The following is a 22371-nucleotide window of genomic DNA, read 5'->3' as shown; positions in this document are numbered from 1 at the left end:
ATCGGGGCGTAGGATTTTTCCGAAATTCACGAGGCGTGCGCCTGCGCACCCGGGCCTCGCGGGACGCCTTCATGCTGCAGGGTGGAAACAGTGTTAACCGTGGCCGGAAGTGGTCCGGCACGGAGCCTGAACCGATAGGGGGAATGACATGCAAGTTCTTGTGACGGGAGGTGGAGGATTCCTGGGCGGCCGGCTGGCGCGCGAACTGCTCAGGAGAGGCTGCCTGACGGATGCGGCGGGCAAGACGGTAGAGATCTCGCGGATCACCCTGCTCGACATCAACTTTCCCGAGCGTAAAGAGCAGGCCCTGACCTACGTGCAGGGCGACCTGACCGACGCCCGCTTGCTTGAGGAGATCGTCGGGGAAGAGACGGCGGCCGTATTCCATCTGGCATCGGTCGTCAGCGGCGGCGCCGAGGCCGATTTCGAACTGGGCATGCGCGTCAACCTGGACGGCACGCGCGCGCTGATGGACGCCTGCCGGAAGCGAGCGCGGACGCCCCGCTTCGTCTTTTCGAGTTCGGTCGCCGCCTTCGGCCACGGCTTCCCGCCGGTCGTCGACGATCGCGTGGTCGCGCTGCCGCTGAACTCCTACGGCGCGCAGAAGGTGTGCTGCGAATACCTGATCAACGACTACAGCCGGCGCGGCTTTCTCGACGGGCGGGCGCTGCGCCTGCCGACCATCGTGGTGCGTCCCGGCAAGCCCAACCTGGCGAAATCATCCTACGCCAGCGGCATCATCCGCGAACCGCTCAACGGCGTGGCGGCGCGCTGCCCGGTCAGCCGCGATACGGGGATCTGGATTCTTTCGCCGGGCAAGGTCGTCGACGCGCTGATCCATGCCTGCGAGCTTCCCGCCGCGGCCTGGGGCGTCAACCGCGTGCTCAACCTGCCCGGCACGACGGTGACCGCCGGCGAGGCCGTGGATGCGCTCGCCAGGATCGCCGGGCCGGCCGTGGCCGGTCTGGTCGAGTGGCAGCCGGACGCGGACATCCAGGCGTTCATCGACAGCCTGCCGGTGCGCTTCCGCACCGAGCGCGCCGAGAGCCTGGGCTTCGTGGCGGATGCCGGGATCGAATCGATCATCCGCGACTACATCGCCGATCAGGCGATCCGCCTCTAGCCGGCGGCAAAGATTTCGCAACGAGAAGGATCGGAGAAAAGATGAGCAATAACGTGCGTTTCAATCGTGACACCTGGCCGATCGCGGCGGCGATGAACGGCTTTCCGGGCGTGCTGCCGGACGGCAGCCGGGTGCAGGACCAGTCGGTCGATCAATGGGCGGCGACCCTGCAGCAGGTGGTCGACGCCGGCTTCACCGAATTCGACCCCAGCGACAGCTGGCTGCGCGTGGCGGACCTCTCGCCGAGCCGCCGGCGCGAGTTCATGTACCTCGTCAAGACCCTGGGGCTGACCATTCCGGCCATTTCCACGACGCGCACGAGCAGCGTCATCGACCCCGTCCATGCCGACGAGTATCTCGCCTACAACCACCGCGTCATCGACGCCGCCGCCGAGATCGGCGCCCAGGCCGTTTCCTTCGGCCTGTTCGGCGAGCTGTCCGAGGAGCAGAAGAAGCACCTCTGGTTCTGGACCGCCGACGGCGTCAAGAACCCGGACGACCCGGCGATCTACCAGAAGGCCGTGACCCGCATCCGCGAACTCGGCCGGCACGCCGCGGAAGTGGGCCTCGAAGTCTCGCTGGAGATGTACGAGGATACCTACATCGGCACGGCCGACGGCGCGGTGAAATTCGTCAACGACGTCGATGTGCCGGCGGTCGGCATCAATGCCGACATCGGCAACCTGGTGCGCCTGCACCGGCCGGTCGAGCACTGGGCCGCGATGATCGACAAGATCGCGCCCTACGCCAAGTACTGGCACGTCAAGAACTACATGCGCATCGAGGACCCGGTGCAGAAGCTGATCTGCGCGTATCCGACCTCGCTGGCCCTGGGCGTCATCAATTACCGCCTGGCCATCCAGAAGGTCCTCGCCTGCGGCTTCCAGAGCGCCTTCCTCTGCGAACACTACGGCGGCGACGGCCTCTCCGTCTGCGCCATGAACCGCGATTACCTGCGCACCATCCTGCCGCGCTGAGCGTTTCCGGTCCGCGGGAGGCGAAGGGACAGGAGGCGTTTCCGGCGCCTCCCATTTTTCGTAGCACAACAGCGGTTGATAATCCATAAGGGGGTTCGACATGTCATATGCAATCAAATTCATGGCTCTGGCGACGGCGGTTCTGGCGAGCTATGGTCCTGTCTCGCACGCGCAGAACGCGCCGGAGCGCAACGTGCGCCTGGGGCATGGCATCGCGGCGGAGCATCCGCTGGGCGTGGCCGCCGTGAAGTATGCGGAAATCATGGATCGCCTGAGCGGCGGCAAGATCAAGATCAAGGTCTATCCGGCCACCCAGCTCGGCTCGGAGACGCAGATGATCGCCGCCGTGCGCGGCGGCGTGCAGGAAATCGCCATCGTCGCCTCGGCACCGGTGGCCACCATCATCAAGGAATTCCAATTGTTCGACCTCCCCTTCCTTTTCCAGAATGAGAAGGAAGTCAACGCGGTGCTCGACGGCAAGCTCGGGCAGCGGCTGCTCGACCTGGCCACGCCGAAGAACATGATCGGGCTGTGCTACTGGGAGAACGGCTTCCGCCAGGTGACCAACAGCAAGCGGCCGGTCGGCACGCTGGAGGAAATGGCGGGGCTCAAGCTGCGCGTCATGCAGAATCCGGTCTATATCGACTCGTTCAAGGCGCTGGGAGCCAATGCCATCCCGATGCCTTTCACCGAGCTTTATTCGGCCATGGAAACCAAGGCCATCGACGCGGAAGAGAACCCCGTGCCGATCATCTACGCCAGCAAGTTCTTCGAGGTGCAAAAGTACCTCAGCCTGACCAACCACGCCTATGCGCCCTATATCGTCCTGGTCAGCAAGGCGTTCTGGGACAAGCTCGACGGCAAGGAACGCGACCAGCTGCGCGAGGGTTGCTATGAAGGACGCACCTACCAGCGCAACCTGAATCGCAAGATGACCGCCGAGCTGATCGAAACGCTCAAGAAGGGCGGCATGACCGTGACCGCCATTTCTCCGGCCGAAACCAACAAGATGAGGGAAAAGCTCAAGCCGATCGTCGAGCGCTATACGCACGAAATCGGCGCGGACATCGTCGAGCAGGCGCAGAAGGAAATCGCGGCGGCGCGCGGCGGCTGATCTCCAGAAACAGGCTGTCTTCTTTCCCGGTTCGGGCCGGGCGCCGCACGGCGTTCCGGCCCGTCCGCAAATAACAATTCGGGTTTTGACGTGGGGGGTGCCATGAATTTTCTTGGCAAGATAATCAAGGGTGTGGAAGTGGTGCTGATCGTGATGTTCGGGATCATGGCGGTACTGGTGTTCGGGAACGTGGTGCTGCGGTACGGGTTCAATTCGGGGATCGTGTTCTCGGAGGAGGCGTCGCGCTTCATGTTCATGTGGCTGACGCTGATCGGGGCGCTGATCGTGATGAAGGACCACGGGCATTTGGGCATGAGCAGCGTGGTCGACCGCCTCGGCGAACGCGGCCAGCGCGTCTGCCGCTTCACCGCCGACCTCCTGACCCTGGTCTGCTGCCTGCTGCTCGCCCACGGCACCTGGAAGCAGGTGATCATCGGCATGGACGACCACGCCCCGGTCACCGGCATCCCCATGGGCATCATCCAGACGTCCCTCCTGATCTCCAGCGTCGGCATGGCCCTGGTGCTCGCTTACGGCCTGTGGCGCCAGCTCACCGGCCGGATGGGCAAGGACGAACTGGTGCCCTACAGCGGCAGCGTCGGCGAGTAAGCCAGGAGACCTTCATGACCATCGCCACCTTCCTCTTCTCGCTGCTCGGCGCCATGGCGCTTGGCGCCCCGATCGCCTTCGCCCTGCTCATCTGCGGCGTCGCCCTGATGATCCAGATGGACAACTTCGACACCCAGATCATCGCCCAGAATCTGCTCGAAGGCGCCAACAACTATCCGCTCATGGCCGTGCCCTTCTTCATGCTCACCGGCGAGCTGATGAACGCCGGCGGGCTCTCCAAGCGCATCGTCGCCGTGGCCGACGCCCTGGCCGGGCACGTGCGCGGCGGGCTCGGCTACGTGGCGATCATCACCGCCGCGGTGGTGGCCAGCATCTCCGGCTCGGCGGTCGCCGACACCGCCGCGGTCGCCGCCCTGCTCATCCCGATGATGCGCAACGGCGGCTACGACGTGCCGCGCTCGGCCGGCCTCATCGCCACCGCCGGCTGCATCGCCCCGGTGATCCCGCCGTCGATTCCCCTGGTGGTGTTCGGGGTGACCACCCAGCTCTCGGTGACCAAGCTGTTCATGGCCGGCATCTTCCCGGGCGTCCTGTTCGCCCTGACCCTGGCGCTCACCTGGTGGTTCGTGTCCAAGAAGGAGCCGGGCGGCGCCAGCCATCACCGCTTCGACCTGGGCCGCCTGCTCGCGTCCCTGCGCCAGGGCATCTGGGCGCTGGTGCTGCCCTTCGTGATCATCGGCGGCATGCGCGCCGGGGTGTTCACCCCCACCGAGGCGGCCGTGGTCGCGGTCTTCTATTCCACCTTCGCCGGCCTGTTCATCTACCGCGAGCTGGACTATCGCAAGATCCCCAGCCTGATGCTCGCCGCCCTCAAAACGTCCAGCACGATCATGTTCCTGGTCGCCTGCGCCATGGTCTCGGCCTGGCTGATCACCATCGCCAACATCCCGGCCCAGGCCATCGCCATGCTGCAGCCGTTCATGGACAGCCCGATCCTCTTGATGTTCGTGATCATGGTGCTGGTGGTCATCGTCGGCACCGCCCTCGACCTGATGCCCACCGTGCTGATCCTCGGCCCGATCCTGGTCCCCGTGGTCAAGCAGGCCGGCATCGATCCCTACTACTTCGGCGTGCTCTTCATCATGAACAACGCCCTCGGGCTGCTCACCCCGCCCGTCGGCACCGTCCTCAACGTCGTCGCCGGCGTCTCCAAGGAATCCCTCGACAAGGTCATCATCGGCGTCTGGCCCTTCCTCCTCGCCGAAACCGCCCTCATGTTCCTCCTCGTCCTCTTCCCCCAGCTCGTCACCGTGCCAATGAAGTGGTTTTGGTAAGGCGGGAAGAGCTCCGCCTCATCCCGGGCGCGCCGTCTCCACGGCAAGGCTGCGCGCCCGCAGCTGCCCGCAGCCGCCGTCAACCTCCTGCCCGGCCGAGTCACGCAGGCAGGCGACGATGCCGTGCCGGCGCAGCCGCTCGATCAGCGTCTGCGCCCGTTGCGCGGCGGGGCGCCGGAAGCCGGCACCCTCGACGGCGTTGAAGGGGATGAAATTCATCATCGCGTACTTGCCCGCCAGCAATTCGACCAGGCGGTCCATCTCCGTATCCGAATCGTTGACTCCGTCGAGCAGGGTCCATTGGTACTGGATCGGGTAGCCGGTGGCGCGCGCGTAGCGCTCGCCCAGCGCGACCAGTTCGTCCGGCGGGATGCGCGGCGCCTTGGGCAGCAGGCGGGCGCGCAACTCCGGGTCGGTGGTGTGCAGCGACAGCGCCAGGGCCGGCTTGACGCGCCCGTGCGGCAGGCGCTCGAAGACGCGGCGGTCGCCCACGGTGGAGAACACCAGGTTCTTGTGCGCGACGCGGCCCTCATCGCCGAGCAGTTCGATGGCGTCGAGCACGTTGTCGAGGTTGTGCGCCGGTTCGCCCATGCCCATGAACACGACTTTCTTCACCGGACGCAGCCGGCGCGCCAATACCACCTGCGCGACGATCTCGGCGCCGCCGAGCTGGCGCAGCAATCCGCCCTGCCCGGTCATGCAGAACAGGCAGCCGACGGCGCAGCCGAGCTGCGTCGACACGCACACGCCGTCGCGCGGCAGCAGGACGCTTTCCACGGTCTGGCCGTCGTTGAGGGTGACGAGCAGGCGCGCCGCGCCGTGGCGGTCAGGATGGCTGGCATGCAGCCGGGCCAGCCCGCCGAGCTCGTCCGCCAGCTGCGGCAAGGCGTCGCGCAGCGACTGCGGCAGGAAATCCGCCGCCCGCTGGCGGCGCGCGCCGGCGTCCAGCGGCTGCCCGCCCAGCCAGGCGCGCAGCACCCGCCGTTCGTGGCACGGCTTGGCGCCCAGTTCGCGCAGGCGCCGGCGCAGTTGATCGATTCGCATGGGAAGCGAATGGTATCAGCACGCGCACGTCAGCGCTCCCGGCGGTTGGCGGATTCCACCGACTGCGTCGCCGCGGTCTGCCCGAAGAGCAGCGCCTTCGACGCCTCGGTCACCGTCGGGACGGTATTGATCCGTGCGGCCAGGGCATAGGCCTTGACGACGGCCGGCCGGGACTGGATGCGCTCGAACCAGCGCTTCAGGTTGGGAAAATCGTCGAGATTCTGCTGCTGCCGCTGCCACAGGACGATCCAGGGATAGGACGCCATGTCCGCGATCGAATACTCTCCGGCGATGTACTCGCGGCCGGCGAGCCGCTTGTCCAGCACGCCGTACAGCCTGTTCGTCTCTTTCAGGTAGCGGTCGATGGCGTACGGAATCTTCTCGGGCGCATAGTGCGCGAAGTGATGATTCTGCCCGGCCATCGGGCCGAGCCCCGCCATCTGCCAGAACAGCCATTGCATGACGTCCGTTCTTCCCCGCGCGTCGGACGGGATGAACCGCCCCGTTTTTTCCGCCAGGTAGAGCAGGATCGCGCCCGACTCGAACACCGGAACGGGCGCGCCGCCGTCGGCCGGAGCATGATCCACCAGCGCGGGAATCCGGTTGTTCGGCGAAATCCGCAGGAATCCCGGATCGAACTGCTCGCCCTTGGAGATGTTGACCGGGATGATTTCGTAGGGCAGCTGGGCCTCCTCCAGAAAGATCGTGATCTTGTGGCCGTTCGGCGTGGTCCAGTAATACAGGCTCAACATCGGTATCTCCTTGGCGGATGAGGTGGAATCTAGGCCCGCGCGGCCTGCTGCCCGTACGACGAAAACTTTTCCAGCACGACGGCCATTTCGCGTTCGCCGAGCAGGACCGGCTGGCCGATCTGGCAGGCGCGGCCGTACTGCGCGCAAAGCGTTTCGAGTTCGACGGCGAGATCGAGCGCGTGGGCCGGATCGCGGCCGCAGACGAGCATCCCGTGATTGGCCAGCAGGCAGGCGTTGCGCTGCGCCATGGCCGCCAGCGCGGCGTCGGAAAGCTCCTGCGTGCCGAACGTGGCATAGGCCGCGCAGCGCACGGTATCGCCGCCGAAGCGCGCGATCATGTAATGGAAGGCCGGAATGTCCCGCCGCAGGCAGGCCAGGCTGGTGGCGCAAGGCGAATGCGCGTGCAGGACGGCCTGCGCTTCGGCGCGCGCGGCGTAGACGTCGCGGTGTATCCGCCATTCGGACGAAGGAGCGCGGCAGCCCACGGAAGAACCGTCGAGGCGCATGAATACGATGTCTTCCGGTGCCAGCGCCGCATACGCGATGCCGGTCGGCGTGATCAGGAAGCCGGCTTCGCCGTTCTCGCGGGCGCGCACGCTGACATTCCCGGCGATCCCGTTGTTCAGGCCCATCGTCACCGTTTTGCGGGCGGCTTCGATCAATTCACGGCGCAGTGTGGACATGTGTCGTTCCTCCGGTGATTTCGCTGCGGCGGCGCGCTATCCCGCGTTCTGCCTGATCGAGACTTCCAGCTCCCGATGGTGGCGGGCGTACTCCCGCAGCGGCACCCCCGCGCGCACCGCGTCCCACCCCTGGTGCAGGCTCATGGCGCCCGCCCGCGGCCCGTCGGGATGGCCGAAGACCGCGCGCCCCGGCACGATGGCGAAATCCGTCGAGCCGATATCCTGGAACAGCGGCTGCAGGGACCCCGCCCATTGCGACCCGCCGGGAATCGGCAGCGCCGGTTTGATGGCGGGCCCGGCCCCGGCGCCGGGGGAGGCGCCGGGATCGAGCGAAGGCGAGCCGAGGCAGGCGTGCACGTCGTCCAGCACGGCGCTGCGATAGGTCTTCATCCGCGACCCCATGCCGGCGAAGATGATGGCGTCGAAACCGGCGAGCCGCTGGAGCTTGGTCACCACCCGCGAGTGCAATCCGTAGTACGGCGTCTTGGTCAGCGGAGCGACGCAATCGAAATGCGCCACGAGCGGCACCTCCGTGTGCCTGGAGACCATCCGGGCGGCGCTCAGGCCGGTCGCCATGGCGTTGATCATCAGCATGTTCGCGCCGTTCCTGACGCCGATGTCATGCAACTCGATCAAGCGGTCGACTTCGTCGGTGATGTTCGCCAGATAACAGCATTTCTTGCCCGTTTTCTGCTCCGCGTCGGCGCGCGCGTTGCCGAGCAGCCGCGTGCGTTTTGCGAAAGGCGACCATTCGGTGTCGAAAATCAGCTCGTCGTCCTTGGCGACGTCGAGGCCGCCCAGCCAGCTCTCGTAGGCCAGATCCCGGAACGGCTCGGGAGGCAGGCCGATGTTCGGCTTGATGACCCCGAAGAACAGCGGCCGGTTGTAGATGCCCGTCCACTCGCGGATTCCCGTGATGCCGAATTTCGGCCCGGCGAACTGTTCGAGGTAGCCGGCCGGAAAACCGATGTCGTGCAGCTTGATCGCATGGATGCCGGGGCTGTAAAAGGCCCCTTCGCCGCAGGCCGCGGTCAGCAGATTCGGAATCGACGCGCCGATATTCCGGATCGGATAGGCGATCTTGACCCGGCAGTCCCAGAGCTTCTCCCAATGGTCGATCTGGAAAGGCAGGCAGGGCCGCTCGGGATTGCGCTCGACGACCAGGTCGACGACCTTCGCCGCATGGAGCGGCCGCAGGTCCTCGTCGACGCCCACGCGGCACCACTGCGCCGTCGATTGCTCCTGGCAGAGGTGGGCCGCGGCATCCACCGGATCGATCGAGGATTCGAAGAAGTAGTCGAGAAGCACGTATTCGCTCATGTCCAGCGTCTCGACGCTGGCGAAGAAAGCGTTTCTGTCGTCGTTCATGAAATCTACCTTTGCGGGGCGTTAACCGGACCGATCGCCGCCAAGCGAAACCTCGGCCGGCTGCGGACGCGCCGCCCACTTTCTGAAGAGTTTGGGGAGGGAGACGCCGTGGTTGAGGATGAGGGCGAGGAGGATGACGCAGCCGGTGGCGATGGGGTGGAAGGCGGAGGGCATGTCGAGGAGGTTGAGGCCGTTGTTGATGAAGCCGACCATGATGGCGCCGATGAGGGCGCCGAGGACGGAGCCGTTGCCGCCCATCAGGCTGGTGCCGCCGACGACGATGGCGGTGATCACGTCGAGCTCGTAGCCGGAGGCGTTCATGGCGTAGGCCTGCTGGGTGAGCGAGGCCATGACGATGCCGGCGACGGTGGCGGTGAGCGCGGAGAGGATATAGACGTAGATGCGGGTGCGGTCCGGATTGACCCCGGAGAGCCGGGCGGCGACCTCGTTGGCGCCCACGGCGATGGCCTGGCGGCCGAACACGGTGTGCTTCAGGAGGACGTGGCTGAGGATGGCCAGGGCGGCCATCAGGTAGATCGGGATGGGGATGCCGAACAGCTTGCCGACGCCGATGGCCAGGAAGGGCTGCGGCTGCATGATGGTGATCTGGTCGCCGTTGGAGATGAGCATGGCCAGGCCGAACAGGTAGGTCTTGGCGGCCATGGTGACGATGAAGGCCGGCACCAGGAAGCGGGTGGTGACGATGCCGTTGACCCAGCCGATCAGCACGCCGAAGCCCAGCGTGACCACGAGCGCCAGCACCCAGTGCAGGCCGAAGCCGTTCATCAGCACGTTGGCGATGATCCCGGCGAGCGCCGCCATCGAGCCGACCGACAGGTCGATGCCGCCGGTGACCGGGGCGTAGATCGCGCCGGTGGACATGATGCCGATCAGGCATACCGACCACAGCACGTTGGTCAGGTTGTCCACCGTCAGGAAGCGGTCGGAGATCAGCGACAGGATGAGCATGAGCAGCAGCAGCACGCCGAACAGGCGCAGCTCGCCGGCGAGGTTCTTCAGTCTGGACGTCGGGGTCATTGAACGCTCCCGTCGACGAGGCCCGAGGCGGCGCGCAGCACCTCCTCCTCGGTGACCACGCCGTGCGTGAATTCCTTGATGATGCGGCCCTTGCGCAGGACGATGATGCGGTCCGACAGGCGGGTCAGCTCGGGCAGGTCGGAGGAGATCACGATGACCGCCACGCCCTGCTGGGAGAGGCGCTCGATGGTCTGGTACATCTCCTCCTTGGCGCCGATGTCGATGCCCACGGTGGGCTCGTCGACGATCAGCAGCTTCAAGTCGCGGATCAGCCACTTGCCGACCACCACCTTCTGCTGGTTGCCGCCGGAGAGCGTGCCGACCGGCGCGTCCGGGTCGGCCGGCCGGACGTTGAGCAGGGTGATGGCCCGCTGCGCGAGTTCGAGCTCCTTGGCGCCGTCGACCACGCCGAGCGCGCCGGCCATCGCGTCGAGGTTGGGCACGCCGATGTTACCGGTGATCGAGATGGCGCCCATGATGCCCTGCAGGCGCCGCTCCTCGGGCACGAAGCCGAAGCCGCCGGCGATCGACTTTTCCACCGTGGGCGCGTACGGCTGCCCGAGGTAGCGGATGCGGCCGCTGTCGAACGGGTCGATGCCGTAGATGGCGCGCATCAGTTCGGTGCGGCCCGAGCCGACCAGGCCGCCGAAGCCGAGCACCTCGCCCCGGTGCAGGGTGAAGGAGATGCCGTCGAGCTTGCCGGCGGAACGCAGGTCGGCGACGTCGAGGACCACCTCGCGGTCCTTCTTGTTCACCATTTGATGGTGCGATTCGTCGGCGGTGAGCTCGCGGCCGATCATCAGGCGGATGATCCCGGCCGGGCTGATGGCCTCGCCTTCGAGCACCGCCACCAGTTTGCCGTCGCGCAGCACGGTGACCCGGTCGGAGAGGTCGTACACCTCTTCCATGCGGTGCGAGATGTACACCACGGTGATGCCTTCGCTCTTGAGCAGGCGGATGATCTTGAACAGCCGTTCGCTCTCGGTCGCGGTCAGCGAGCTGGTCGGCTCGTCCATGATCATCAGCGCAGCTTGGTTCGACAGGGCTTTCAGGATTTCCACGGTCTGCCGCTGGGCGATCGGCAGGGTGTCGATGACGTCGGTGGCCTTGAGGTCGAAGCCGTATTTCCCGATCATCGCCTGGGCCAGGGCGTTCATCTTGCGCACGTCGATGACGGGCAGGCCGGGCAGCAGGGGTTCCTTGGTCAGGAAGATGTTCTGCGCCACGGTCATGCCGTGGATCAGGCTCAGTTCCTGGTAGATGACCGCGATGCCGAGCTTTTCCGAGGCGGTCTTGCTGTGCTCGACCGGCACCTCCTGCCCGTTGAAGACGATGCGGCCGGCGTTGCGCGGGGTGATGCCGGTGAGGATCTTGATCAGCGTCGACTTGCCGGCGCCGTTTTCGCCGACCAGGGCGTGGATCTCGCCGCGGCGCAGGGAGAAGTCGACCTGGCTCAGCACCTGCGGGCCGTTGTAGTTCTTGTCGATGCCGCGGCAGTCGAGCAGCAGGTCGCCGCCGGCGCCGCCGCGGGCGGGGGTGTCTCGAAGACTCATGCGTTTGCCTCCTGGCCGGCCAGGGCCTTGCGGCGCGCGGCCCGGGTGGCCTTCTTCTCGGCGAAGGCCTTGTACCAGACGTTGACCACGACCACCACGACGATGATGCCGCCGATGACGATCGGCTGGATGTAGGGCGAGAGCCCGAGCTTGAGGATGCCGTTCTTGATCAGCGCCAGGAACAGGGTGCCGATGACCGTGCCCCAGATGTCGCCGACGCCGCCGGTGAAGGGGGTGCCGCCGATCACCACCGAGGCGATCACGTCCATCTCCGAGCCGATGCCGAATTCGGGCATGGCGGTCATCATGCGCGCCGACAGGAAGATCGAGGAGAGCGCGGCGCAGAAGCCGGAGAACATGTACACGCCGATCAGCGTGCGGTCGGTGTTGATGCCGGACAGGCGCGCCGCGGTGGGGTTGGCGCCGCTGGCATAGACGTTGGTGCCGGCGCGCGTGCGCTTGAGGAAGAACTGGGTGAGCACGGCGAGCAGGAAGAAGACGATGGTGACGAGATAGACCGGCCCGACGGTCTCGCCGAGCGCCAGGAACAGGCTGTCCTCGATGAACACGTTCTTGACGAAGCCCTGGTCGTCCTTGACCGCGATGATCAGCGCCAGCCCGGCCAGGATGCCCCGGGTGGCCAGGGTGACGATGAATTCGGGCAGCTTGAAGCGGGTGATGAAGAGGCCGTTGACCCAGCCCACCGCGCAGCCGGCCGCCAGGGCGATGGGAATGTAGATATACGCCGGCAGCGACGTGTGCGAGATGAAATTCACGCAGATCATCGCCGTGATCGCCACCACCGCCCCGATCGACATGTCGATCCCCGCCGTGATCAGCACCAGCGTAAAGCCGATCGCTATGATCCCCGTCAACGACGCCTCCTGCAGCAGCGTCATCAGATTGTCCACCGTCAGAAACGTCGGGTTGACCATTGACAGAGCAACGGCAACGGCCAGCATCAGTCCGATCAGGATGATCCGGCGAAGTGCGCTGATGGACACGGTTGAACCTCCGCTAAGGGTTGCGTGAGCGACGGGCGATCAAGGGACCCGGCCGGCCCGGCCGGGTCCGGCGGTGTCCTTACCAGCGGTCTTCCGGCTTGATCTGGGAAACCGTGTCTTTCGTGGCGGCCAGCGGCGGCACCTTGATGAGGTCGGTCTTGTCGCCTTTCTTCTTCACGCCGGAGAGCAGGTCGAGCGCGTACTTGCCCGCCATCGCGCCTTGCTGGAAGGCGTTGGTGTACGCGGTGCCGGTGATCTTGCCCTGCTCGATCAGCGCCAGCGTGCTCTTCTGGCCGTTGAAACCCCAGATGCGGATCTTGTCGAGCCGGCCCGCCGATTCGGCGGCGATCATGGCGCCCTCGGCCATGTTGTCGTTCACCGCGAAGACCGCGTCCAGGTCCTTGTGGATCTGCAGGAAGCTGTTCATCACCTCGATGCCCTTGTCCTTCATCCACTGCGCGTTCTGCGCGCCGACGATCCTGATGCCCGGATACGACTTGGCGAGCGCGGCGCGGAAGCCCTTCTCGCGCTCGACCCCGGCCTGCGCGCCCGGCGGCGATTGCAGAATCGCCACGTTGCCCTTGCCGTTCAAGGATTCGCCGATCTTCTCGCCGATCAGGTAACCCGCCCCGTAGTCGTCCATCGATACGTTGGCGGCATGCGGCATCTTGGTGTCGGTGTTGAGCGTGATGACCGGGATGCCCTTGCTCTCGGCTTTCTTGACGCTGGCGGTCAGCGCGGCGGCGTCGGCCGGCTGCAGCAGGATGGCGTGGTAGCCCTGGTTGATCAGGTCGTCCATCAGCGTGACCTGGATCTCGGCCTTCATCTGCGCATCGTAGGCCAGCAGGCTCGCGTTCGGAAATTCCTTGATCGACTTCTCGGCGCCCGCCTTCCAGGCCTGGGTGAGCGCCTGGCCGATCGAGGTCGGTATGTAACCGATCCGGTACTCCGGCTGCGATTGCGCGGGAACGTTTGACGCGGCGAACAGTGAAGCGAGGAACAGAACCCATTTCATTTTTACCATGATCGACCCCCCGATGAATTTATGACTGATGTATGACGCTTCCCATTGATTTGAATCGACTGCGACTGCTCGTACCTGGCAAACCTCCCGGAAAAATCACGCGAAGTACTTCAACAGTTCCCGCGCCGCCAACTCGCCGAATTCGGGCTGGCAGATGTTCAGCTCCACCTCGGCGAACTTGATGCGCGGCTTGAGTTCCTGCCGCAGCCGGGCGACGAACGAGCGGTCGATCTCCGGATCATGCAGGTCGCCGCCCGGCGCCCCGGCCTCGCAGAAACCGCGCGCCGGAATGAGCACCGTCACCGGCCCGGCGGCCGCGTTCAGGCGCGTGGCGATCAGCGCGGCGACCCGTTCGATTTCCTCGCGGTTCAGCTTGACGTGGAAGAGATTCGCGTTGTGCTGGATTTTTTTCCGCGTCTGCCAGTCGGCGGGAAAGCCCTCCGTACCGAAATCGGCGCAGCAACTGAGCATGTCGACCGCCCCCGGAACGACCACCTGGGGAATGCCGGCGGCGGCCGCCGCCGACAACCGTCCGACCGCGCCGGAGCAATAGCCGCCGAACACTTCCCCGGTGATTTCGTGCAAGGTCATGTCCAGCGCCGCGCCGATCGTTCCCTGGGCGATGAACTTCTCCATGGCGGCGCCGCCGACGCCGGTCGCGTGGAACGAAATCGTCTCGAAACCGGCGTCCCGCACCGTCCGCGCGGCCGCGGTCGCCCCGCCGCCGGTCACGCCGAGCATGGTCACCCCGACGATCGTGCCGGCCGGCGCGCCGAGCGGCCCCGGACCGTTCTCGGCCATGCCGACGATGGCCGCCACGGCGGTCGCCATGACGTTCCCGGTGACCATGTTGATGCCCGAGATATCGGCCACGGAATGCATGACCGCGATGTCCTTCGTGCCGACGAAGGGCCCGAACAGGCGCATGCCGCTGGCCATGGTCGACAGGATCAGCTTGGGAACCCCGACCGGCAGCGCGCGCATGGCGTTCGCCGCCATCAGGGTGTTCTGGATGCCACCCATGGCGAAGACGGCGTCGAACCGCCCCTGCGCGTACAGCCTCGCCACGAAGGGAGCGACCGCCTGCGCCATCAGCTCGATGCGCCGGCCCTTGCCGCACCGGGCGACCTCGGACCAGGCCACGCCGTGGCCGCGGAGGATTTCCTCCCGGGTCACGTCGGGAGCGATGCCGGGTTCGCCGAAGACGCCGATGTCGATGAGCACGGCACGATGCCCGCCCTTCTCGATGAGCGATCTGGCGAAGGCCACCTCGACGCTCTTGGTGTCCAGGGTGGCGATGATGGCGATTCTCTTCATGGCGCCGGCCGGGCTAGCTGCTCTTCTTGCCGAGCACGACATTGTTCCTGCACAGATCGGCCATCGACGGCTCGTGCGTCGGCAGGATGAATGACGTGTCCTTGGCCCGGCGCTTTATTTCCTCGATGCTCTTCCAGGATGCGGTGATGTTTTCGAATCGCGCCGGCGGCGTGATCGTGTAGTGGATCTTCGGAATTTCCTTGAGGTTGTCGTACGTGAACAGCGCATCCCCGCAGCAATGGAATTCGCCGATCTCCGTGTCCACGACGACGGTCTGGTGTCCGACCGAATGGCCGGGCGTCGGGTACACGCGGATGCCGTCGACGATCGTCGCCTCGCCGTCGAGCAATTCGAAGTCGATGCCCTTGAACTGCGGTTCGAGCCCGAGCGCCGGGAACTCGTAGGACTTGTAATACAGCGGGATCGGATCGACCGCGAACGCATGCTCGGTCCGCTGAACGTAAAACCTGGCGTTGGTGAACTTGCCGAGGTGATAGACATGGTCCCAGTGCAGATGCGTCAGCACCACGATGTCGATTTCCTCGGGGCTGACGCCGAGTTTTTCCAGCTGCTCGTGGATCGCGTGGCCTGCCGGCTGATAGGAACCGGGATGGTGGTACTTGTGCGCGATTTCCGTGCAGCTCATGCCCGTATCGACGAGAATCTTTCTCCCGTTGCCTTCCACCAGGAAGACCGTCACCGGCAGCTCGGCATAGCCTTCGGCGTCATAGAAGCCGTGCGTGCTGTGATGGTAGATGTAGGTCCCCTTGTGCGTGTGCGTATACCCGGTGACAATCGGCCTGATCGTATAAAAGCTCATCTTTTTTCCTTGAAAAAACAGTTTGTTGAACGAAGCGAGACTCACGAATTGATGATGCCGTTGCGCTGGCCGACGGCATGCAGCCAGGCGATTTTCGCCGTCTCCTCGACCAGTTCCGCCACCTGCTCGGCCAGGACGGCGCTTTTCTCGAACGCGACGATGCCGTGCCCTTGCAGCACGAAGGCCCGCAGCGCGCGCTGCCCTTCAAGCAGCGAATAAACCAGCGGAATATGCCCGGCGGTGACCTCGGGGCTGTCGATCGCCAGGACCGGAATGGGACCAGGCATCTTCAAGCGCGCATGCCAGGTGATCAGCGGGATGTCCCGGCCGGTGAACGACCACGCGATCGAATAAGGCGTGTGGGTGTGCACCACCGCGCCGATCTCGGGAAAGCGGCGGTACAACGCCCCGTGCAGGACGATCTCGCGTGTCGGCTTGCGATCGCCCTCGACCAGTTTTCCATCGAGATCCGTCACGACGATGGAATCGATCGACGATTCGCCGAAACCGACGCCGCTCGCCTTGATCGCCATCAACGGCGAATCCCCCACGCGCACGCTGATGTTCCCGCCATTTCCCGATTGCATGCCCGACGTGTACGCCCGGCCGGCGGCCGCGATGAAATCCAGCTTCGCGCGTTCGATCATTGCCTTCATTGCTTTGCGTCCTTTCGATCTCACACTAGAGATGACATCAAGATGTCTAACAACTTCGATTGCTTTGCCGGCAAAACTCCTGCGAACTTTCCGAAGAAGAGACAACAGGATGTCTAATGACTGTCGCTATTTTCAGACGCTGTTGCCCTTTGCCTCGCCGCCCGATCGCGCAAGCGAGACGATCTACTGCTTGTTTTTCCCCTGGCCGACCTTCGCCTTCTGCACGGCAACCGAAATCAGCTTTTCCACCCGCTTGATATGTCCGTCCATCATCGACGACGCCTTTTCCGGGTTGCGTTCCACGATCGCCGCGCAAACGCCCTGGTGATACTGAATCACCTCGTCATGGTCCGTGGTTTCCCTGAGGCTCAGGAACTGATGGAAATGCAGCGTTTCGTGGATCGAGTTGATGAAACGCACGTAAATCCCGTTGTGCGAAGCCTCGGCGATGGCCACATGGAACCCCAGGTCGGCCGCATAGAACGAATTGTCCTTGCCCGCGCGGAGCTTGAGTATCTCCTCCCTCGCCAGCGCCTCGAATTCCTTTATTTTCTTTACGTCCATCGCCGTGGCGTTCATGGCCGCCAGCCGGGCCGATTCCACCTCGAGGAGCCGGCGCAACTGCAGCATCTCGATGATTGACTTGTCCTGGAGAAACATGAACGCACCGAACTCATTGCCCATGATGTCGGGACTGACGATATTCACGAACGTCCCCACGCCGTGCTTCGTCACCAGGAAACCCGCCTGCCGGAGCGTGCGCAGGGCCTCGCGCACGGGCACCCGGCTGACGCCGAACATTTCGGTGAGTTGCAGTTCCGTGGGCAGCCGCTCCCCGATCTTGAACTCTCCGCTGATGATCGATTGCTTGATCCGCTCGACAATCTGATCGCATGCGTTCGTCTTGTTTATCAGCATAAGGTGTGCAAGCCCGGCGCCGCCGGTAGATATTATGTTGTCTAACCTCTACAGATTTGCGGCGATCATAAATCTTTTATCCGCGCCACGCAAGCGTTTTCCAAAAAAATTTTATCCACCGGAAATCGCCGTAAAAGCACGCGATCGGAACAATGCGATCCGCCTTGCCAGATCAGGCAGGAAACCGGCGGCTGCCCGTATCGCCGACGGCGCGCTATAAAATAACCGTTCGATACTTCGCTCGCCCTCCCTCATCGAACACAAGGAGTCCCCATGAGAATCCTGCACACCATGATCCGCGTCGGCAACCTCGAACGGTCGCTGGCCTTCTATACCGAAGTGCTCGGCATGCGCCTGCTGCGCAAACAGGACTACCCGGAAGGCCGCTTCACGCTGGCCTTCGTCGGTTACTGCGACGAAAGCGAGGGCGCGGCGATCGAGCTGACGCACAACTGGGACACCGCGTCCTACGAGCTCGGCAACGGCTTCGGGCACGTCGCGCTGGCGGTCAACGACGCCTACGCCGCCTGCGCCCAGGTCAAGGCGAAAGGCGGCAAGGTCACGCGCGAGGCCGGCCCGATGAAGCACGGCACGACGGTCATCGCCTTCGTCGAAGACCCCGACGGCTACAAGATTGAACTGATCGAGAAGAAAACGCTCTGACCGGCACGAACCCCGCGCAGCGGGACGGGCCTCCGGCGCCCGTCCCCGACGCCGGGACGGCGGGGTTCGGACCACAGGTTTCCGCCGCTGCCCGGCAATGACCGGAACGCCATGCAGGACTCGCCGGCGTTCCCCGACCCGCACAGGAGAACGCTCATGCCGACTCGTCGCCATGTGATTTCCAGCTTGGCCTGGTCTCTTGCCGGCCTGGCCCTCGCTCCTTCCCGCGCCGCGTTCGCCGCCGACGAAATGCAGACCCGGCCGGTGCCCGCCAGCGGCGAGCGCCTGCCGGTGATCGGCATGGGCACCGCGGACAGTTTCAACGTGGGCGACGGCCCCGAGGACCGCGAGCCGCTGCGCGAGGTGATGCGCCGCTTCTTCGCGGGCGGCGCCGCGCTGATCGACACCGCGCCGAGCTACGGCCGCGCCGAGGCGGTGATCGGCGACCTGCTGGCCGAACTGAACCTGCGCCCGCGCGCCTTCATCGCCACCAAGATCGGCGCCAGCGGCCGCGCGGCCGGCCTGGAGCAGTTCCAACGCTCGCTGCGCCTGCTGCGCACCGACAAGGTGGAGCTGCTGCAGGTGCACAACCTGGTGGACTGGCAGACGCAGCTGGCGCTGATCAACGAACTCAAGGCGCAGGGCAAGACCCGCTACAGCGGCGTGACGCACTATACGGAAAGCGGCCACGACGAACTGGCGCGGGTGGTGCGCGCCGCCCGCCCCGACTTCCTGCAGGTGAATTACTCGGTGATCTCGCGCGGCGCCGAATCGGCGGTGTTTCCGCTGGCGCGGGAGCTGGGCGTGGCGGTGCTGGTGAACCGCGCCTTCGACGACGGCCGGCTGTTCGCCCGGGTCAAGGACAAGCCGCTGCCGCCGTGGGCCGCGGAGGCCGGCATCGGCTCGTGGGCACAGGCCTTCCTGCGCTTCGCGCTCAGCCACCCGGCGGTGACCGTGGTCATCCCGGCCACCGGCAAGCCGGACCGGCAAAGCGACAACCTCAAGGCGGGCCAGGGACCGATGCTGACCGCGCAGCAGCGCCAGTCGCTGATCGAGACGGTCGGCTGAGGCCGCTTGCGCGCCATGGCGGAACCTTCGCTCCGCGCCCGGCTGGCCGGACTGTTCAACGTGCGGCCGGGGGAAGCCCCGGCTGTGACGGCCGGACTGCTGCTCTTCTTCCTGCTGTTCACCGGCTATTTCATGCTGCGCCCGGTGCGCGAGACCATGGGCGTGGCGGGCGGCGTGGACAAGCTGCAATGGCTGTTCACCGCCACCTTCGTCGCCACGCTGGCGGGCCTGCCGCTGTTCGGCTGGCTGGCGTCCAGGGTGCAGCGGCGGCGCATCCTGCCGTGGACCTACGGATTCTTCGCGCTCAACCTGCTGGCTTTCGCCGCCGGCCTGCTGAGCCGCCCGGACGATGCGTGGGTGGGGCGCGTGTTCTACGTGTGGCTGTCGGTGTTCAACATGTTCAGCATTTCGCTGGCCTGGAGCACGCTGGCCGACGTCTTCGCCAGCGACCAGGCGAAGCGGCTGTTCGCCCTGATGGCCGGCGGCGCCAGCCTGGGCGGCCTGGCCGGGCCGGTGCTGGGCACGCTGCTGGTGGCGCCGCTCGGACACGCGGGCCTGCTGGCGCTCTCGGCGGCGCTGCTGGTGGGCAGCGCGGCGGCCGCGACGTGGCTGCAGCGCTGGGGCGAGCGCCACCCGGCGCCGGCCGAAACCGGCGGCGCGCGGCGCCAGGCCCTCGGCGGCAGCCCCTTCGCCGGCGCCACTGCCGTGCTGCGCTCGCCGTACCTGACGGGCATCGCGCTGTTCGTCATCCTGCTGGCCAGCACCAACACCTTCCTGTACTTCGAGCAGGCGCGGATGGTCGCCGAGCATTTCCCCGACCGCGTGCGGCAGACGCAGGTGTTCGGCCTGATCGACACCGTGGTGCAGACGCTGGCCATCCTGACCCAGGTGTTCCTGACCGGCCGCATCACCCAGAAGCTGGGCGTGGGCGTGCTGCTGGTGGCGGTGCCGCTGGTGGTGGCCGCCGGCTTCCTGTGGCTGGCGCTGGCGCCGGTGTTCGCCGTCTTCGTGGTGGTCATGGTGGCGCGCCGCGCCGGCGAATACGCGCTGGTGCGGCCGGGCCGGGAGATGCTGTACACCGTCATGCCCGCCGAACAGAAGTACAAGGCCAAGAGCTTCATCGACACCGTGGTCTACCGCGGCGGCGACGCGGTCAGCGGCTGGGTCAAGCGCGGCCTCGATCTGCTGGCCGAACAGCCGTCGCTGGCGCTGTTCATCGGCGCCGCGCTGGCCGTGGCGTGGGCGGCGATCGGCCTGGGGCTGGGCCGCGCGCAGCGCCGGCGCGAGAGGGAAGCACAGGACGCGAAGGACCGGGGCACGGACCGCTTCGCGGCGCCGGCATGAGCCGTTGCGGCGGCCAATTCCCGGCCCGCCTCCATTTCATTCATCGCAGGAGAAACGCCTCATGAACATCGATCTTTCCGGCAAGACCGCCCTGGTCACCGCCTCCACCGGCGGCATCGGCTACGCCATCGCCGAGGGCCTGGCGAGAAGCGGCGCCGCCGTCGTCCTCAACGGCCGCGGCGAGGCCTCGGTGACCCGCGCCCTGCAGCGGCTGCGGACCGCCCTGCCCCAGGCGCGCGCGCAGGGCGTGGCCGCCGACCTGGGCGACGCCGCCGGCGCGGACGCGCTGCTGGCCGCGCTGCCGCCCGTCAACGTGCTGGTCAACAACGTCGGCATCTACGGCCCGCGCGACTTCTTCGCGACCGACGACGCGACCTGGGACGCCTACTGGCAGACCAACGTGATGTCCGGCATGCGCCTGGCGCGGGCGCTGCTGCCGGCCATGATCGACCGGGGCTGGGGCCGGGTGGTGTTCATCTCGTCCGAGTCGGCGCGCAACATCCCGGCCGACATGATCCACTACGGCGTCACCAAGACCGCGCAGCTGGCGCTGTCGCGCGGGCTGGCCAAGCGCGTGGCCGGCAGCGGCGTCACCGTCGAACTGCGTGCTGCCGGGGCCGACGCTCTCCGACGGCTTCGCCGAAATGCTCAAGGACGAGGCGGCGCGCACCGGCAAGACGCTGGAGCGGCTGGCCGGCGAGTTCGTCATGGCCCAGCGGCCCAGCTCGGTGATCCGGCGCGCGGCCAGCGTGGACGAGGTGGCGAACATGGTGGTCTACGTCTGCTCGCCGCAGGCGTCCGCCACCTCCGGCGCGGCCCTGCGCGTGGACGGCGGCGTGGTCGACGACATCGTCTGAATCTCGATTTTTTTCTCATCAAGGAGCACCCGCAATGTACAAACGACCGCTCGGCCGTACCGGCCTGCACATCACTCCCCTCGTCTTCGGCGGCAACGTCTTCGGCTGGACCATCGACGAGAAGACCAGCTTCGACGTGCTCGACGCCTTCGTCGACCACGGCTTCGACGCCATCGACACCGCCGACGCCTATTCCCGCTGGGCGCCCGGCAACCAGGGCGGCGAATCGGAAACCATCATCGGCCGCTGGCTCAAGGCGCGGCCCGGCATGCGCGACAAGGTCAATATCTTCACCAAGGTCGGCTCGGACATGGGCGTTCCCGGCCACAAGGGGCTGTCGGAAAAATGGATTCTGCAGGCCGTGGAGGACTCGCTCGCGCGCCTGGGAACCGACCGCATCGACCTGTATTTCTCGCACTGGCCGGACGACACACCCTACGCCGAAACGCTCGGGGCCTACGACAAGCTCCTGCGGGCCGGCAAGATCCGCTCCATCGGCGCCTCCAACCTCGACGCCCGGCAGCTGGGCGACGCGCTGGCCGCCGCCGGGCAAGGCCATCTGCCGGCCTACCAGGTGCTGCAGCCCTGCTACAACCTGTACGACCGCAACGGCTTCGAGGGCGCGCTGCAGGAGCTGTGCATCCAGCGGGGCATCGGCGTGGTGACCTACTACAGCCTGGCGTCGGGCTTCCTCTCCGGGAAGTACCGCAGCCGGGACGACCTGGGCCAGAGCAAGCGCGGCGCCGGCATCGCCAAGTACCTCGACGCGCGCGGCCTGCGCGTCCTGGACGCGCTGCACGCCGTGGCCGGCCGGCACGGCGCCGCGCCGGCCGAAACGGCGCTGGCCTGGCTGCTGGTCCGTCCCGGCGTGACCGCGCCGATCGCCAGCGCCACCAGCCGCGCCCAGGTGGAAAGCTTCGCCAGAGCCCTGGCGCTGCGGCTGACCGTGGACGACGTGGCCGTGCTGGACAAAGCTTCCACCGCGTCCAGCGACGCGCAGGCATGAAGCCCGCCCCGGCCGGATGGCCACGCGCCGTCCGGGCCGGGTGCGGACGCGCCCGCGCTCCGGCGAGCGAACCGAACGGGAAGAAAACGCCGCGGCCGCCATGACCCGCGGCGGCACGGCCGGCCGTTCCGCGCGGCA

At 66.2% G+C, this 22371-nt stretch carries 22 protein-coding genes and 1 pseudogene; 11 read left to right on the top strand and 12 right to left on the bottom strand.

Annotated elements, in window-relative coordinates; genetic code table 11:
* Window positions 1-148 precede the first annotated feature (148 nt).
* From denD to QM701_RS16455, 5 genes are all read left to right on the top strand, one after another.
* Window positions 149-1123 carry a D-erythronate dehydrogenase gene (gene denD, locus QM701_RS16475; RefSeq protein WP_415168096.1) on the top strand — a complete coding sequence of 325 codons (975 nt, stop codon included), beginning with the start codon at window positions 149-151 and terminating at the stop codon, window positions 1121-1123.
* 41 nt (window positions 1124-1164) lie between these two features.
* A complete protein-coding gene (locus QM701_RS16470; protein ID WP_415168095.1) occupies window positions 1165-2100 on the top strand; it encodes a sugar phosphate isomerase/epimerase family protein in 936 nt (311 codons plus the stop codon).
* Window positions 2101-2200: 100 nt separating this feature from the next.
* Window positions 2201-3214: a TRAP transporter substrate-binding protein gene (locus QM701_RS16465; protein ID WP_415168094.1), complete on the top strand. Its 1014-nt coding sequence runs from the start codon at window positions 2201-2203 to the stop codon at window positions 3212-3214.
* 102 nt (window positions 3215-3316) lie between these two features.
* Window positions 3317-3823, top strand: a complete 507-nt coding sequence (locus tag QM701_RS16460) for a TRAP transporter small permease (RefSeq protein ID WP_415168093.1) — start codon at window positions 3317-3319, stop codon at window positions 3821-3823.
* Between the two features lie 14 nt (window positions 3824-3837).
* Window positions 3838-5118, top strand: a complete 1281-nt coding sequence (locus QM701_RS16455; RefSeq protein ID WP_415167420.1) for a TRAP transporter large permease — start codon at window positions 3838-3840, stop codon at window positions 5116-5118.
* An 18-nt stretch (window positions 5119-5136) separates the two neighbouring features.
* On the opposite strand, the gene QM701_RS16450 is transcribed toward QM701_RS16455, so the two are convergent.
* The 12 genes from QM701_RS16450 to QM701_RS16395 all read right to left on the bottom strand — a co-directional run bounded on the left by QM701_RS16450 (window position 5137) and on the right by QM701_RS16395 (window position 17295).
* A complete protein-coding gene (locus tag QM701_RS16450; protein ID WP_415168092.1) occupies window positions 5137-6162 on the bottom strand; it encodes an RNA methyltransferase in 1026 nt (341 codons plus the stop codon).
* A 29-nt stretch (window positions 6163-6191) separates the two neighbouring features.
* Window positions 6192-6914 (bottom strand): glutathione binding-like protein, encoded by a 723-nt coding sequence (locus QM701_RS16445; protein WP_415168091.1) that lies wholly within the window; start codon window positions 6912-6914, stop codon window positions 6192-6194.
* 29 nt (window positions 6915-6943) lie between these two features.
* Window positions 6944-7597 (bottom strand): class II aldolase/adducin family protein, encoded by a 654-nt coding sequence (locus QM701_RS16440; RefSeq protein WP_415168090.1) that lies wholly within the window; start codon window positions 7595-7597, stop codon window positions 6944-6946.
* 36 nt (window positions 7598-7633) lie between these two features.
* Window positions 7634-8965, bottom strand: a complete 1332-nt coding sequence (locus tag QM701_RS16435; protein WP_415168089.1) for a RuBisCO large subunit C-terminal-like domain-containing protein — start codon at window positions 8963-8965, stop codon at window positions 7634-7636.
* A 21-nt stretch (window positions 8966-8986) separates the two neighbouring features.
* A complete protein-coding gene (locus QM701_RS16430) occupies window positions 8987-10003 on the bottom strand; it encodes an ABC transporter permease (protein WP_415168088.1) in 1017 nt (338 codons plus the stop codon).
* Window positions 10000-11556 (bottom strand): sugar ABC transporter ATP-binding protein, encoded by a 1557-nt coding sequence (locus tag QM701_RS16425; RefSeq protein ID WP_415168087.1) that lies wholly within the window; start codon window positions 11554-11556, stop codon window positions 10000-10002. The genes QM701_RS16430 and QM701_RS16425 overlap by 4 nt, the downstream gene beginning before the upstream one ends.
* Window positions 11553-12560: an ABC transporter permease gene (locus tag QM701_RS16420; RefSeq protein WP_415168086.1), complete on the bottom strand. Its 1008-nt coding sequence runs from the start codon at window positions 12558-12560 to the stop codon at window positions 11553-11555. Before QM701_RS16420 ends, QM701_RS16425 begins: the two co-directional genes overlap by 4 nt.
* 79 nt (window positions 12561-12639) lie before the next feature.
* Complete coding sequence (locus QM701_RS16415) at window positions 12640-13575, bottom strand: sugar ABC transporter substrate-binding protein (RefSeq protein ID WP_415168085.1); 936 nt, start codon at window positions 13573-13575, stop codon at window positions 12640-12642.
* A 105-nt stretch (window positions 13576-13680) separates the two neighbouring features.
* Window positions 13681-14901 carry a Tm-1-like ATP-binding domain-containing protein gene (locus QM701_RS16410; RefSeq protein ID WP_415168084.1) on the bottom strand — a complete coding sequence of 407 codons (1221 nt, stop codon included), beginning with the start codon at window positions 14899-14901 and terminating at the stop codon, window positions 13681-13683.
* Window positions 14902-14914: 13 nt separating this feature from the next.
* Entirely contained in the window at window positions 14915-15721 is an 807-nt protein-coding gene (locus QM701_RS16405; protein ID WP_415168083.1) for an N-acyl homoserine lactonase family protein, read from the bottom strand.
* Between the two features lie 41 nt (window positions 15722-15762).
* On the bottom strand, window positions 15763-16377 hold the full coding sequence (locus QM701_RS16400) for a class II aldolase/adducin family protein (RefSeq protein ID WP_415168082.1): 615 nt from the start codon (window positions 16375-16377) through the stop codon (window positions 15763-15765).
* A 183-nt stretch (window positions 16378-16560) separates the two neighbouring features.
* On the bottom strand, window positions 16561-17295 hold the full coding sequence (locus tag QM701_RS16395; RefSeq protein WP_415168081.1) for a FadR/GntR family transcriptional regulator: 735 nt from the start codon (window positions 17293-17295) through the stop codon (window positions 16561-16563).
* Window positions 17296-17568: 273 nt separating this feature from the next.
* Between QM701_RS16395 and gloA the strand changes: the two genes are divergently transcribed.
* The 6 genes and pseudogenes from gloA to QM701_RS16365 all read left to right on the top strand — a co-directional run bounded on the left by gloA (window position 17569) and on the right by QM701_RS16365 (window position 22233).
* The gene (gloA, locus tag QM701_RS16390) at window positions 17569-17958 is read left to right on the top strand and encodes a lactoylglutathione lyase (RefSeq protein WP_415168080.1); all 390 of its coding nucleotides are present in this window, start codon (window positions 17569-17571) and stop codon (window positions 17956-17958) included.
* A gap of 156 nt (window positions 17959-18114) precedes the next feature.
* The gene (locus QM701_RS16385; RefSeq protein WP_415168079.1) at window positions 18115-19026 is read left to right on the top strand and encodes an aldo/keto reductase; all 912 of its coding nucleotides are present in this window, start codon (window positions 18115-18117) and stop codon (window positions 19024-19026) included.
* Between the two features lie 15 nt (window positions 19027-19041).
* A complete protein-coding gene (locus QM701_RS16380) occupies window positions 19042-20370 on the top strand; it encodes an NTP/NDP exchange transporter (RefSeq protein ID WP_415168078.1) in 1329 nt (442 codons plus the stop codon).
* A 61-nt stretch (window positions 20371-20431) separates the two neighbouring features.
* Window positions 20432-20923, top strand: a pseudogene (locus QM701_RS16375) (SDR family NAD(P)-dependent oxidoreductase); the annotation flags it as partial.
* Window positions 20924-20975: 52 nt separating this feature from the next.
* Window positions 20976-21227, top strand: coding sequence for an SDR family oxidoreductase (locus QM701_RS16370; protein WP_415168077.1), 252 nt, complete (start codon window positions 20976-20978; stop codon window positions 21225-21227).
* Window positions 21228-21261: 34 nt separating this feature from the next.
* On the top strand, window positions 21262-22233 hold the full coding sequence (locus QM701_RS16365; RefSeq protein ID WP_415168076.1) for an aldo/keto reductase: 972 nt from the start codon (window positions 21262-21264) through the stop codon (window positions 22231-22233).
* Window positions 22234-22371 lie beyond the last annotated feature (138 nt).

This window comes from Propionivibrio sp. (assembly GCF_047602565.1).
Classification (GTDB): domain Bacteria; phylum Pseudomonadota; class Gammaproteobacteria; order Burkholderiales; family Rhodocyclaceae; genus Propionivibrio.
This window is presented reverse-complemented; position numbering and strand designations above follow the sequence as displayed.

Coding starts and splice junctions, on each gene's coding strand:
- denD (WP_415168096.1), top strand. CDS start 149: ATGCAAGTTCTTGTGACGGGAGGTGGAGGATTCCTGGGCGGCCGGCTG.
- QM701_RS16470 (WP_415168095.1), top strand. CDS start 1,165: ATGAGCAATAACGTGCGTTTCAATCGTGACACCTGGCCGATCGCGGCG.
- QM701_RS16465 (WP_415168094.1), top strand. CDS start 2,201: ATGTCATATGCAATCAAATTCATGGCTCTGGCGACGGCGGTTCTGGCG.
- QM701_RS16460 (WP_415168093.1), top strand. CDS start 3,317: ATGAATTTTCTTGGCAAGATAATCAAGGGTGTGGAAGTGGTGCTGATC.
- QM701_RS16455 (WP_415167420.1), top strand. CDS start 3,838: ATGACCATCGCCACCTTCCTCTTCTCGCTGCTCGGCGCCATGGCGCTT.
- QM701_RS16450 (WP_415168092.1), bottom strand. CDS start 6,162: ATGCGAATCGATCAACTGCGCCGGCGCCTGCGCGAACTGGGCGCCAAG.
- QM701_RS16445 (WP_415168091.1), bottom strand. CDS start 6,914: ATGTTGAGCCTGTATTACTGGACCACGCCGAACGGCCACAAGATCACG.
- QM701_RS16440 (WP_415168090.1), bottom strand. CDS start 7,597: ATGTCCACACTGCGCCGTGAATTGATCGAAGCCGCCCGCAAAACGGTG.
- QM701_RS16435 (WP_415168089.1), bottom strand. CDS start 8,965: ATGAACGACGACAGAAACGCTTTCTTCGCCAGCGTCGAGACGCTGGAC.
- QM701_RS16430 (WP_415168088.1), bottom strand. CDS start 10,003: ATGACCCCGACGTCCAGACTGAAGAACCTCGCCGGCGAGCTGCGCCTG.
- QM701_RS16425 (WP_415168087.1), bottom strand. CDS start 11,556: ATGAGTCTTCGAGACACCCCCGCCCGCGGCGGCGCCGGCGGCGACCTG.
- QM701_RS16415 (WP_415168085.1), bottom strand. CDS start 13,575: ATGAAATGGGTTCTGTTCCTCGCTTCACTGTTCGCCGCGTCAAACGTT.
- QM701_RS16410 (WP_415168084.1), bottom strand. CDS start 14,901: ATGAAGAGAATCGCCATCATCGCCACCCTGGACACCAAGAGCGTCGAG.
- QM701_RS16405 (WP_415168083.1), bottom strand. CDS start 15,721: ATGAGCTTTTATACGATCAGGCCGATTGTCACCGGGTATACGCACACG.
- QM701_RS16400 (WP_415168082.1), bottom strand. CDS start 16,377: ATGAAGGCAATGATCGAACGCGCGAAGCTGGATTTCATCGCGGCCGCC.
- QM701_RS16395 (WP_415168081.1), bottom strand. CDS start 17,295: ATGCTGATAAACAAGACGAACGCATGCGATCAGATTGTCGAGCGGATC.
- gloA (WP_415168080.1), top strand. CDS start 17,569: ATGAGAATCCTGCACACCATGATCCGCGTCGGCAACCTCGAACGGTCG.
- QM701_RS16385 (WP_415168079.1), top strand. CDS start 18,115: ATGCCGACTCGTCGCCATGTGATTTCCAGCTTGGCCTGGTCTCTTGCC.
- QM701_RS16380 (WP_415168078.1), top strand. CDS start 19,042: ATGGCGGAACCTTCGCTCCGCGCCCGGCTGGCCGGACTGTTCAACGTG.
- QM701_RS16365 (WP_415168076.1), top strand. CDS start 21,262: ATGTACAAACGACCGCTCGGCCGTACCGGCCTGCACATCACTCCCCTC.